This is a genomic window from Neobacillus citreus, from assembly GCF_018343545.2.
GTDB lineage: Bacteria > Bacillota > Bacilli > Bacillales > Cytobacillaceae > Neobacillus > Neobacillus citreus.
The window spans coordinates 1-12,793 of sequence record NZ_JAGYPE020000020.1; the positions used below are offsets into that span (position 1 = coordinate 1).

A 12,793-nucleotide genomic window follows, 5' to 3' on the forward strand; every position below is an offset into this window, starting at 1 on the left:
ATCATAGCAATCAGGTCAACTTTATGGCCGGCGCCTGTTCCTGGAGCCCCCTGTGCCCACACAGGAACATGAATGCCGATTTGCTGTAATATTTCTTGCATATACCCTGACCATCCAATCGCCACTACTGCAATGACCAGGGTATATTCAAGCAATAAATCCCACCCAATCAGCCAAGCGGCTCCCTCACCCAAGACAGCGTAGCTATAGGTATAAGCACTTCCCGCAACCGGAATTAAGCCGGCAAATTCCGCATAGCATAATGCCGCAGCCGCACTGGCAAGCCCCGCGATCATAAATGATAGGATGACGGCAGGTCCTGCATGTTCTGCAGCTGCCACTCCAGTCAGAACGAAAATTCCTACACCAATGATTCCTCCTAACCCGATGGCTGTCAACTGCCATAATCCCAAGATACGTTGAAGTCCGGTACTATTTGTGCCTTCTTGCTGTAGTTCGTTAATGGACTTCTTTCTCATAAAAGATTTCATTGATTACCTCCATTTCTACCTTAAAAAGTAACAACCTATTATTTTGATTGAAGTTTTTAAGGTTAATAAAACAACTATGTTTTAAAAAATGGAGATATACAAAAGTTGCCTAATACTAATCTGTTTGAAAAAAATGAAGTGAACTTACAAAAATGTTTTCACGAATACGTAATACTTGTAAAACTTAAATTTGAACCGCCTGTTTTTTTGCTGAAAAAGCCTAAAATATGCCAGAAAATGAAAATTTAGATTTGAAATATCTGAATTTTTCAATTATAATAAAAATATAACACTCGACTGTCGACACAAAAATCAAAACGAATTTAAAAGTGGAAAAGAGGTGTGCAAATGTTGGAATGCAATCCATTGCAAAAGCCGTTACCTTACTATCAACAAATTCAACAATCGATAAAAGAAAGCATCTTCAATGGTACGTATAAACCTGGCGATCGCTTGTATGAAGCACAAATTGCGACGTTTTATAATACTAGCCGGAGTCCGGTTAGGGAAGCGATTCGGGCACTGGTAATTGAGGGGCTGCTGGTAATGGATCAAAAGTCACAAATATCCGTCTACAAACCAAATTTACAGGATGTACGGGATATTTACGAATGCAGGATTTCCCTTGAATCCACTGCTGTTGAACTGACAGCGGAACGAGCAACAGAGGAGCAGCTGCAGGAGTTGGAAAAAACGTTAGAAGAAACAGAGCAAGCAATAAATGAAGATAAGCCTGAAACTATAGTAGCGTATAATGCCCATTTCCACGAACAAATTATCCAGTATAGCGGGAATACAAGATTAAAGATGCTTGTAGAGGGTTTAAATGGCTTAATCCATTATTACCGTGTTTTAAACATCCAAGGGGAAGACCGCGCTTATGAGATTTTAAAAGGACATAAGGATATTTACCTGGCGATTAAAGAGAGAAATCCAAAAAGAGCAGTTGATAGATTGAGAGAGCATACGCAAGAGGATCTAAAAAACATCGTTCATGTAATTGAACAATTTGAGGAGAGATAATTTTTGCGAATCGTTCATGTTGATCAAGTCATTGAAACCGTTGCCAAGCTTTGCTGGGAGGCATGCTATTACCTTCCTGAAGATGTATTAGCAGGATTTAGAAGGGCTGAGAAGACGGAAGCATCGCCGATTGGGAAAACAATCTTGCAGCAGCTTCTGGAAAATGCTGAAGAAGCTAAGGTGAATCACATGCCTTATTGTCATGATACTGGGATGGCCGTTGTGTTTGTAGAGGTAGGCCAAGATGTCCATATAACAGGCGGGAACTATTTGGATGCGATTCAAGAAGGTGTGCGCACCGGATATCGGGAGGGGTATCTAAGAAAATCAGTTGTCGGGGACCCGCTCATTCGCGTGAACACAGGGGATAATACACCAGCAGTGGTACATACTGAAATCGTTCCAGGTGACCAGATTAAATTCACCGTCCTACCAAAAGGCGGGGGCAGTGAAAATATGAGTGCGATGAAATTCTTGCTTCCTGGTGAAGGGATGCAAGGGGTTAAAAATTTTGTTTTACAAACGATTAAGGAAGCAGGTGGGAAGGCCTGTCCGCCTGTCGTCGTCGGAGTGGGCATCGGTGGAAGCTTTGATAAAGTAACCTCTCTGGCGAAACATGCCGTTTTGAGGGAAATCGGTGTTCATCATCATGAACCGCATATTGCGCAGCTGGAAAAAGAACTCCTCGAGGAAATTAACAACACAGGTATAGGGCCGCAAGGGTTAGGCGGGACTAGTACGGCGCTATGGGTGCCAATTGAAACATATGCCTGTCATATAACTGCCCTGCCGGTTGCGGTAAATATTCAATGTCATGCTGCCCGTAAAAAGACCGCTGTACTCTAGGAGGGGAAGAGTGAAATGGCAGAATATCGGTTAAAAACACCTTTAACAGATGATGATATTCAAAAACTGCAAATAGGTGATCAAGTCTTCTTAACAGGGACCATCTATATGGCCCGTGACGCCGCCCATAAAAGAATGGTAGACCTGCTTGAAGCAGGCCAGTCTTTGCCAGTTGATTTAAGGGGCGAAGTCATTTTCTATGCCGGTCCGTGTCCGCCAAAACCGGGGCAAATCATAGGGCCGGTTGCTCCGACAACAGCCTATCGTATGGACCCTTATGCTCCTGCCATGTATGAATATGGGGTAAAAGGAACGATTGGTAAAGGGCCAAGGAGAGAAATGGTCAAAGAAGCGTGTAAGCAATATGGAGCCATTTCCTTTGCTGCCGTCGGCGGGCTCTCTACGATTTTAAGCAGACGGGTAACAGCAGTTGAGGTAGTGGCCTATGAGGATTTAGGGCCAGAAGCAATCAGACGGCTTGAGGTAGAAGATTTCCCGTTACTTGTTGCCTATGATGCGCACGGTCAAGATTTGTATGAACAGGAAATAGCCAAATATGAAAATTACAATAAAAATACGAATAAGGAAGTAGGTATATAATATGAAGAAACTAGAAATTGCTGTCATTCCAGGGGATGGTATTGGAAAAGAAGTAGTGCCAGTTGCCACAAAAGTTTTGGATACAGTAGCCGAAATACATGGCGGTTTAAAGTTTGAGTACAATGAGTTTCCATGGAGCTGTGATTACTACCTAGAGCATGGAAAAATGATGCCAGATAACGGACTAGATATCTTGAAAAACTTTGATGCTATTTTCCTGGGGGCAATTGGAAACCCTCAGGTTGTTGCAGATCATGTTTCTTTATGGGGGTTATTAATTAAGATTCGCAGAGAATTTGAGCAATCGATTAATATTCGCCCAGCTAAATTTTTTAAAGGATTGAAATCATCTTTAGTTAATCCAAATGACTTTGATTTAATCGTTGTCAGGGAAAATAGTGAGGGTGAATATAGTGAAGTGGGCGGAAGGATCCATCGAGGGGAAGATGAAGTCGCCATCCAAAATGCGGTTTTTACAAAAAAAGGTACGGAACGCGCCATGCGTTATGCATTTGAACTGGCGAAACAGAGAAGAGGCCATGTCACGTCAGCGACAAAGTCAAACGGGATTGTCCATTCGATGCCGTTTTGGGATGAGGTTTTTAATGAGGTAAAAGGAGATTATGCGGATATTCAAACTGCTTCCTATCATATCGATGCGCTCGCTGCCTTTTTCGTGACAAGACCGCAAATTTTTGACGTAATTGTCGCTAGTAACTTATTCGGGGATATTTTAACGGATATTGGCGGGGCCATCATGGGCAGTATCGGGATTGCGCCTGCAGCCAATATAAATTTAAATGGAAAGTACCCATCCATGTTCGAGCCTGTTCATGGCTCAGCGCCAGATATTTATGGTAAAGGAATTGCCAATCCAATCGGTCAGGTGTGGACTGCAAAGATGATGCTCGATCACTTTGGCGAGCAAGAACTGGGTCAAAAGCTTTTGGATGCTATCGAAGATGTTACCAACGAGGGAATTAAAACTCCGGATATTGGCGGCACATCCTCTACCAATGAGGTTGGGGAAGCTATTTGCAGCCGGTTGAAAGAGGTTTGTTCGGTATCTTAATATCATATTTTGAAAAGTGAGGCTGTCTCAATGGGCGTTATTCGTTAACGACATTGGGCAGCCTCATATTAATTTTTGCTCTAATGTCATGAGCATATCGGATAGGGAGCGCCAACTGTCGGAAAGGGTGGGCTAACTGTCGCATAAGGAGGTCCAACTGTCGTAAAGCACTCCAACTGTCGTATAGGTGCCACCAACTGTCGCAAAGCATCACATTACAAACAAAAACCCCTAATCTATAAAAACCACATAGATTGGGGGCTTGAACTAACTATTATTTATTCTTGCTTTCTGCATCCTTAATGATATCTTCGCCGATTTTCTTAGCCCATTCATCATAGACTGGCTGAAGTTCTTTCTTAAATGCTTCAATTTCTGCTGGTGAAAGCTCATTAATCTTGGTTTGGCCGCGGTCCTTTAGTTTTTTCAATGCATCTTCATTTAATTTTGCTGCAGAATCACGGGCAACCTTTGTTCCTGCTTCAACACCTTTTTGAACAATTTCCTTCGTTTTTTCATTCAGGCTATCCCAGAATTTCGTATTGGTTAATAAAGCGTAGTCCACTCGAGTATGACCCATTACAGTTGTATACTTCTGCACTTCGTCGAATTTCTTTGATTCGATATTACTAAAAGTGTTTTCTTCGCCATCAACTGTACCTTGCTGTAGGGCAGTGTAAAGCTCGTTGAATGGAATGGATACGGAACCAGCATTAAGCTTGCCGTAAATTTCTTCGAGCAACTGTCCGCCTTGAGTCCGAATCTTTAAGCCTTTTAAGTCTTCCGGTTTCGAAATGGCTTTCTTGTTATTTGTCATGTGTTTAGCACCGTTTGGCCACATGGCAAGACCATGCACGCCGTCCTTTTCTAAACGTTTAAAGATCTCTTGTCCTTTTTCGCCATCCCAGAAAGCTTCTGCAGCTGCATCATCTTTAAACAAGAAAGGCATCGCAGGGACGTTAAAGCCAGGGTCGTTACCAACCATCTTGGACATGTCTGGAATAATGAACTGGACGTTGTTGGCTACTAAGTTCTGATATTCATCTTTATCACCAAATAGCTGGCTGTTTGGATAAACTTGAACCTTGATTTTACCGCCGGATTCTTTTTCAATATATTCCTTCATTGCAATGGCACCGGCTTGTTTAGGTGTATTTTCTGCCACAACGTGGGAGATTTTGATTGTCAATTCTTGAATGTCATCACCAGATTTGCCTTTTTCACCGCCGGATGAGCTGCTGCTTGTTTCTTTTGAGGAAGACCCGCAGGCTGCAAGGCTAAATACCAACAGAAGTGTTACTGCTACTACTAATAGTTTCTGAATCTTTTTCATTTGATTTCCCCCTTAATAAATAACTTGATACAAATTGATAGATTTCAGTATGGTCCGCATCCTGATCTAGTGCAACACTTGCTTCATGGAATCTGTCAAACACGAGCTGCGGCAGATTTGTCGCCGCCTCCGCATTTAAAAATAGCCCATTCGCCATTTCTAGATCTTTTCTTAACAGCTCCAGACTAAACCCGGAATCAAAACTTTCCGTTAAGATAAAGGATGGGAATTTATACTCTGTTGAACCGCTCCGGCCTGTACTATGATTTAATACATGAATCGCTTTCTCCGGTTCCACATCAAATCTCTGGAGCAATTGAACGGCCTCACAGCTCGCTAATAGATGAGTAGCAGAAAGATAGTTATTAATGGCCTTGATTAAGTGACCGCTTCCAATTGGACCAACATGAAAGAGGTTAGTGCCCATTGAACCTAGCAAACGCTTACATCTAGTAAATGATTCCACCGGTCCACCAATCATGATAGTTAACTGAGCAGTGACTGCTTTCTTGACCCCGCCGCTGACTGGTGCGTCGATAAATTCAATATTTTTTTCTGTTAATTTTTTAAAATTCTTTCTCGTTTCATCAGGGTAGGAGCTGCTCATATCAATAATGACTAATGGTTCTTGGTGAGTGTGTTGATCTGAAGAGTAATGGTCAATAATTTGGTCTATGACTTGATTTACGATCTTAGATGAAGGAAGCATAAGAATGATACATTGTACGTTGTGAATCCAATCAGTAACATAATCCGGTTTCCCGCCATAGCTCTGGAATTCATGGATAGCGGCTTCGTTAACATCACTGCCGTAAACATTAAATCCCCTATTTAATAGGTTTTTTGCCATAGGCAAGCCCATTTTACCAAGCCCGATAAAACCTATTTTCTGAATCATGAAGGAAAAACTCCTTCAAGCCCTTTATGTAAAGAGCCAATCCGCGGTTGAGCACGTCCGCTCGTGGTAACGACAGCAGCAATGACAATTTTATCGTTCCGAGGTGCATCAGGGATCCTAGTTTCAAACGTCATGTAATGGCTGCGAATCTTTGCATCCATTTTGTGTTTAATCGCTAGGTCTAGACTGCTGCCAGCGGCACCTCTTTTCTCGGCAGAAGGAAGGAGGGTTTCGGCATTCCCACAAAGTGAACGAAATGGATTTCCAAACGTTAGGGTATGGATGATGGCAGAACCGTGTTCAATTTCACCATCAATTCCAACAAGTGCACCTTTTCCATAACCTTCAACTTCATCTCCTGTGACACCTAAAGCTTCCATTGCCTTCTTTGACAATAGTTCACCGAGCTGTTGAGAACAGGCTTTGATGAGCGGAAGAAGATCTTCTACATATTTGCCGGCATAAGGATTTTTTATGACGGCTAAAGCAGCAGCTACCCGAACGGGCTTATCTGCTTTTTTGAAACCTTATATAAAGGTCTCCTCCGAGATGGTTACAATTTTTCTTATTTCTAATTCCATCTTCAACCTCCTCATTATAATGGATTTTGGATACAATCTACGCCCGAGTTGTCTCAACAAATGCTGATATTTCCACTATAACAAAAACAATAAATGTTGTGAATACACAAAAAATAGAAAATAAATAAAATTTTCTGTTTATTTTTCGAAAATAATCTTGTATATTTTAAATTAAGGTCCAATTGTATATTGGATACAATCTACGAAATAAGGAGTTGATTTTTATGAAGAAACTCTTTAAATGGCTTGATCACATCGAAGAAGGTTTGGCAGGAGTGCTATTTATTGGAGGAGTAGTCGTAAGTTTGTACGGAGTTTTTACAAGGTATGTTCTCAATGCGCCAGAATCATGGATTACGGAAATATTTGAATTTCTGCTTACGTGGTCCATATTTATCGGTTTTGGGCTGGCGTTGAAGGATAACCGGCACATCCAAGTAGAATTATTATTTGACGTGCTTCCGAAGGGTCTAAAAAGAATAGTTGCAACGATTAGTAATCTAATCGGCGGTGGATTTTCCTTCTACCTTGCCTATTCTTCCATTGAATTAATAACTCTATCAAAAGAACAAGGAATTAAAACAATTGATGTCGGTATTCCAATATGGATTTCATATCTGGTTCTCCCAATCGGAATGGGTCTTCTCGGGTTCTACTTTTTTGTAAAGGCTTACAGAGCGGCGAAAGGCGATCATAGAGAGCTGATCGGCGAGATTGAACAGTTATATGAATCAATGCAAAATGGTGATGGAAAATCAGGTGAGAAAGGGGTAGGAGCATGAATCCAGTTTTAATGCTGTTTTTACTTTTTGCAGTACTGTGCTTATTACGCGTACCAATTGCTGTTAGTTTAGGCTTATCAAGTGTCATCGCTTTATCAATGGCCGATTTCACCCTTTACACCGTTATTCAGAAAATGTTTAACTCCTTAAACTCAGCCACCTTAATGGCCATTCCTGGTTTTGTATTCGCCGGAATTATTATGTCTAAAGGCGGCATCTCACACTATTTAATTGAGGCTTTAAAATCATGGGTTGGGCATATCCGGGGCGGACTTGCTGTCATCACCATCCTTGCTTGTATGATCTTTGCCGCCATTTCTGGTTCAAGTCCGGCCACAGCAGCAGCTGTCGGAAGTATTATGATTCCTGCAATGGTAGAAGCAGGTTATGGTAAAAGATATGCAATGGGGCTTGTAGCCGCATCAGGGACACTTGGAATTTTGATTCCACCTTCGATTCCATTAATCATTTATGGAACGGTTGCTGAAGAATCAATTGGAAAACTGTTCTCCGCTGGAATCGTCCCTGGATTAATGTTAGGCGGAATTCTATTAATCTCTGCAATTATTCATGCAAGAGTCCATAACTTTGGTAAATTGCCAAAACAGTCGATGGAGGAAAGATGGAGAAAGACTGCAAAAGCTTCTTGGGGCTTTTTCCTGCCAGTCCTTATTCTTGGTGGAATCTATTCAGGTGCTGTTACACCAACTGAGGCTGCCTTTGTATCATGTTTCTATGGATTATTCGTTTCTGTCTTTATCTACAGAGAACTGTCATTCCCTAAGTTTAGAGAAGTTCTGAAGGAATCTATTAACATTACGTCAATGATTTTTCTAGTCATTGCATCGGCGATGATCTTCGGTATGTTCCTAACAACGGAACAGGTACCACAGGCATTTGCGACATGGATTGAAACAAGTACATCAAATAAATGGATCTTTATGATTGGTGTCAACATTATGTTCTTTATTATGGGTATGTTCCTTGAATCCGTTGCTATCATTTTAATTACACTGCCAATTTTATTACCGGTACTGGCTTTATTTGATATTAATGTCATCCATTTTGCGATCATTATGACCATAAATATGGAGTTGGCGATGATTTCACCGCCAGTTGGGCTAAATCTATTCGTCGTCAGTGGGATCACGAGGGAAAAGGTCGGAGAGGTCGTCAGAGGGGTGTTGCCATTCTTTGCTCTGATGGTTCTAGCACTCGCCATTGTTATTATTTTCCCACAGGTAGCATTGGTTTTGGCGAAATAGCCTGATTTCCAAGATAAAAGGATCTGCTTACTCATATAACAGGGTAAGCTGTTCTTTTTCTGTGTATCCAATATCCTAAAGGAAGGAGTTCATGGAATTGATACGATCCTATTTATTTGTTCCTGCAACCTCCACCAAAATGTTTGAAAAAGCGCTGGTAAGTGCAGCTGATTGTGTCATTTTTGATTTGGAGGATGCCGTAGCGATCTCTGAAAAACAAGAGGCAAGAGAACGTGCGAAAAATTTTCTCTTAAACAACCAGCCGGAGAAAGATGTGTTGATTAGAATCAACGATATCACCACGCATTTTTGGCGGGAAGATTTAGAAGCAGCTATTGAAGCAGGGGCCAGTGGGGTCATGGTACCGAAGGCTGAAAGCGCCATTAGTATGAAGACGTTATGCGAAACAGCTCTAATTAGTCTCGAAAGACAGAAAAGAGATCTTCATTCCTTTGCGGTTATCCCGTTAATTGAAACCGCAAGAGGGATTCAATTTGCCTATGATATTGCATCCGCCCATTATTTGGTTAAAAGATTAGCATTTGGTTCCATTGATTATTCCTTGGATGTCGATTGCGAACTAACGGATGAGGGGACCGAATTGCTCTTTGCCAGGTCGCAGGTGGTAACTGCTTCAAAAGCGGCGGGGATTGGCAGTCCGATCGATTCGGTATACCCTGATCTAGCAAATGAGGCGGGGTTAATTAATGAGTCGCGCAGAGCGAGGCGGCTTGGGTTCAAGGCAAAGCTTGCCATTCACCCTAAGCAATTGCCGCCGATTCATGAAATTTTCTCCCCAAGCAAAAAGGAAATGGAAGCGGCTTTAGAAATTGTCAATGCCTTTGAAGCCGCAGAGCAGCAAGGGATTGCCTCGATTGCGGTCGGGAATAAGCTGGTGGATTATCCGGTTTATAAAAAAGCGAAAGCGTTATTAGAGTCAGTAATTTTATAAGAGAAAAATGATGGAGGAACCACAAATGGTAACCGAAAAACTAGCCTTACATATTACCAATACTTCTTACGAGGATTTTAATGAAAATGCGATCAGAGAAGCGAAAAGAAGTCTATTAAACTGGCTTGGAGTGGCGATTGGCGCGGCCAACCATGAATCGATGGATATGGTGCTTAACGTATCAAAACTAACAGACAGTCAGCCGCAAGCAACTGTGCTGGGAAGAAATGAAAAAGTCGATATCCTGTTTGCGAGCCTATTAAATGGGATGTCTTCGCATATCTTTGATTTTGACGATACCTTACTAGAAACTGTTTTACATCCGTCAGCACCTGTTTTTCCAGCGATCCTCGCATATGCCGAGCAGCAAAAGAAAACCGGGAAGGATGTTCTTGAAGCGTTTATCATTGGCTGCGAGGTCGAAGCAAGACTTGCCTTAAGTGTCTATCCATCTCATTACTGGCGCGGCTGGCATATTACCGGCAGTGTGGGCGGAATTGGGGCCGCTGCAGCGATTTGTAAGCTGATGGGCTTAGATATTGAAAAAACGATTTATGCTCTGGGAATTGCAGCAACCGATCCAACTGGGTTACGCGAAATGTTTGGCACTATGACAAAGCCTTATCACCCGGGAAAAGCGGCAATGAATGGGTTATTAGCAGCACTTGTGGGCGCTCAAGGCTTTACCGCCTCCAAAAAACCTCTTGAAGCCGAGCGTGGATTCCTGAATGTCTTATCTGAAGAGAATAAAGCAGAGCTAATTACGGAACAATGGGGCGAAAAATGGGAAGTAGAGAAAAACAGCTACAAGCCTTTTGCCAGCGGAATCGTTACCCATCCAGCCATTGATGCCATTATAACGATCCAAAAGGAGCATAAACTACAAGTAGAAGAAGTGGAGTCAATCGTTATCACGGCCCATCCACTTGTGAAAGAACTGACTGGCAAAACGGCCATCACGACAGGGCTGGAAGGAAAGTTCAGTGTCTATCATTGTGTCGCAGCCGGGTTCTTTAACCTGAAGGCAGGCGTCTATGAATTCACAGATGAATATGTCAACGACCCTTCTGTAAAAAATCTTCGTGACAAAATAACGCTTGTTATCGATGAGAAGATAAAAGAAGATCAGGTCCATTTAACTGTTAAGTTAACAAATGGCCGGGAAATCTCCCTTTTTGTTGAACATGCGATTGGAAGCGCAGATACTCCAATGACAGATGAACAAATCAAAGAGAAATTCCTGGATGTTACAGGAGAAGTCATCTGTTCGGTGGCAAAAAATGAACTCATTGACCTTATCGACCGCTTTGAAGAGGTTGAGGATTTGACTTCGTTCTTCCATCTCTGCCAGCCAAAAGAGACCGCCAATCAATACTAAACAAATCACCGAGGGAACAGCGTTCAGGTTCCTAAGGTGATTATGTATTTCTAAATAAAAAGGAGAGAATTATGGCTTTCCCAAATACAAGGGTGAAAGTAAATGTTGTAGCGAAGCCGAAGCAAAGGTCTTCCCTAGAAGTAAAAAAAATCATCCTATTGCTGCTTGGAATCGCGTTGATGGCGGGAGTCTATTTCATCCTTCCCGCCAACTATACAGGATCAGCCCGAATGATGCTATCATGTTTGGTACTAAGTGTGTTTTACTGGACGTTTGAGCCGATCCCGATTGGCTTAACGGCGGTTATTTTATTAATCATAATGCTCGTTTTCGGAGTAGTCACAACAGATGTCGTCTATAGTGGATTTGCTTCGCCTGCTGTATTTCTGATCATTGGCGGGATGATGCTGGCAAAAGGGGTCAATGATACGACACTGACCAAAAGAATTGCCTATATTTTCTTATCAAAATGGGGAGGTACAGCTAAGGGGCTCTTGGCAAGCATCCTAATGATTCCACAAATCCAATCCTTTTTTATCCCAGCCGCTGCAGTTCGGGCTCAGTTGATGCTTCCGATTGCAACAATGTCACTTGATACCATCGGGGAAAAGGCAAAAGGGAATCTTAGAAAAATGATTCTTCTTGGCGTGGCGTTTGGCGGGACAGTCAGCGGGACTGCGGTGATGACGGCTGCGATTGGGAATATTTTAACGGTTGAATTATTAAAAGAGTTTGTTGGGATTAAAATCACCTATATTCAGTGGTTTACCTATACCTTCCCAATTTGGCTCATTATGATCCCAATACTATGGATTACTTTATTGAAAAGCTTCCCCTTAACAGAAGAAGAGAAACACTTTCCGCATGTACAACAGGAATTGGAAAATAAGCTGGAGGAATTAGGAAGGTTAAATGTTGAGGAGAAAAAGTGTTTAGCCATCCTATTCATTATCGTGGCATTATGGTTTACCGAGCCCCTGCATGGGCTGCACCCCAGTGTTCCAGCACTGATTGGGGTGGTGTTAATGGCCTTACCGGGAATTGGCTTCACCAGTTGGGGTAATTTAGTAAAAATCAATTTTGATACGGTCCTGTTGATGGGGGTAACACTGTCTCTAGGCTACGCTTTCAATAAGTCGGGAGCCGCCAAGCTGATTGGAGACAGCTTAAGTTCAGAATGGATTCTCTACTTTCTCCATTCACCGGTGGTCGCCGTAATCACGATTCTCGTGATTACCCATATTCTTCATTTAGCAGTGGCAAATGTTTCAACGGCAGTTGTCACCCTTGTTCCGATTTTTATCGGATTATCAACGAAAGCAGGGGCAGACCCTGTGCTAATTTGTTTGACAGCCTCCATAGCTTGTTTACATGGCTATATTCTGGTGGTGGAAGCTACACCAAATATCATTGTCTATAGTTCTGGCCGGATTCAGCAAAAGGAGTTCCTCATGCCGGGATTGTGGTTAACGGGTCTAATGAGTGTCGTTGTGATTGTGATTGCGGTTACTTGGTGGAACTGGCTTGGACTACTTTAAGAAACATTTATAATAAATTTGCAAATCTATGGAC

The 12,793-nt window shown here is 42.2% G+C and carries 12 protein-coding genes and 1 pseudogene; 9 read left to right on the top strand and 4 right to left on the bottom strand.

What is annotated here, in order from left to right:
* A partial coding sequence (locus tag KHB02_RS12635) for an amino acid permease (RefSeq protein ID WP_241113839.1) occupies positions 1-491 on the bottom strand: 491 nt, incomplete at its 3' end.
* 348 nt (positions 492-839) lie between these two features.
* On the opposite strand from KHB02_RS12635, the gene KHB02_RS12640 reads away from it, so the two are divergent.
* Genes KHB02_RS12640 through KHB02_RS12655 form a run of 4 tightly spaced genes read left to right on the top strand, consistent with a single transcriptional unit; the run spans position 840 to position 4,032 of the window.
* Positions 840-1,514 carry a GntR family transcriptional regulator gene (locus KHB02_RS12640; RefSeq protein ID WP_213145524.1) on the top strand — a complete coding sequence of 225 codons (675 nt, stop codon included), beginning with the start codon at positions 840-842 and terminating at the stop codon, positions 1,512-1,514.
* 3 nt (positions 1,515-1,517) lie between these two features.
* Complete coding sequence (locus KHB02_RS12645) at positions 1,518-2,360, top strand: fumarate hydratase (protein WP_213145525.1); 843 nt, start codon at positions 1,518-1,520, stop codon at positions 2,358-2,360.
* 15 nt (positions 2,361-2,375) lie between these two features.
* Positions 2,376-2,960: a FumA C-terminus/TtdB family hydratase beta subunit gene (locus KHB02_RS12650; protein ID WP_213145526.1), complete on the top strand. Its 585-nt coding sequence runs from the start codon at positions 2,376-2,378 to the stop codon at positions 2,958-2,960.
* 1 nt (position 2,961) lies between these two features.
* The gene (locus KHB02_RS12655) at positions 2,962-4,032 is read left to right on the top strand and encodes a tartrate dehydrogenase (RefSeq protein WP_213145527.1); all 1,071 of its coding nucleotides are present in this window, start codon (positions 2,962-2,964) and stop codon (positions 4,030-4,032) included.
* 274 nt (positions 4,033-4,306) lie between these two features.
* Here the strand turns inward: KHB02_RS12655 and KHB02_RS12660 are convergent, their stop codons facing one another.
* The 3 genes and pseudogenes from KHB02_RS12660 to KHB02_RS12670 all read right to left on the bottom strand — a co-directional run.
* Entirely contained in the window at positions 4,307-5,365 is a 1,059-nt protein-coding gene (locus KHB02_RS12660) for a DctP family TRAP transporter solute-binding subunit (RefSeq protein WP_213145528.1), read from the bottom strand.
* On the bottom strand, positions 5,310-6,263 hold the full coding sequence (locus KHB02_RS12665) for an NAD(P)-dependent oxidoreductase (RefSeq protein WP_213145529.1): 954 nt from the start codon (positions 6,261-6,263) through the stop codon (positions 5,310-5,312). The genes KHB02_RS12660 and KHB02_RS12665 overlap by 56 nt, the downstream gene beginning before the upstream one ends.
* Positions 6,260-6,775 (bottom strand): annotated as a pseudogene (locus tag KHB02_RS12670) (amino acid synthesis family protein); the annotation flags it as partial. The pseudogene KHB02_RS12670 and the gene KHB02_RS12665, both read right to left, overlap by 4 nt.
* 293 nt (positions 6,776-7,068) lie before the next feature.
* Between KHB02_RS12670 and KHB02_RS12675 the strand changes: the two are divergent.
* The 5 genes from KHB02_RS12675 to KHB02_RS12695 all read left to right on the top strand — a co-directional run bounded on the left by KHB02_RS12675 (position 7,069) and on the right by KHB02_RS12695 (position 12,759).
* The gene (locus tag KHB02_RS12675; protein WP_213145530.1) at positions 7,069-7,626 is read left to right on the top strand and encodes a TRAP transporter small permease; all 558 of its coding nucleotides are present in this window, start codon (positions 7,069-7,071) and stop codon (positions 7,624-7,626) included.
* Positions 7,623-8,891, top strand: coding sequence for a TRAP transporter large permease (locus KHB02_RS12680; protein WP_213145531.1), 1,269 nt, complete (start codon positions 7,623-7,625; stop codon positions 8,889-8,891). The genes KHB02_RS12675 and KHB02_RS12680 overlap by 4 nt, the downstream gene beginning before the upstream one ends.
* 91 nt (positions 8,892-8,982) lie before the next feature.
* A complete protein-coding gene (locus tag KHB02_RS12685) occupies positions 8,983-9,843 on the top strand; it encodes an HpcH/HpaI aldolase/citrate lyase family protein (protein ID WP_213145532.1) in 861 nt (286 codons plus the stop codon).
* 25 nt (positions 9,844-9,868) lie between these two features.
* Positions 9,869-11,221 (top strand): MmgE/PrpD family protein, encoded by a 1,353-nt coding sequence (locus KHB02_RS12690; RefSeq protein ID WP_213145533.1) that lies wholly within the window; start codon positions 9,869-9,871, stop codon positions 11,219-11,221.
* A 71-nt stretch (positions 11,222-11,292) separates the two neighbouring features.
* Positions 11,293-12,759, top strand: a complete 1,467-nt coding sequence (locus tag KHB02_RS12695) for an SLC13 family permease (protein WP_213145534.1) — start codon at positions 11,293-11,295, stop codon at positions 12,757-12,759.
* The last annotated feature ends 34 nt before the right edge of the window (positions 12,760-12,793 follow it).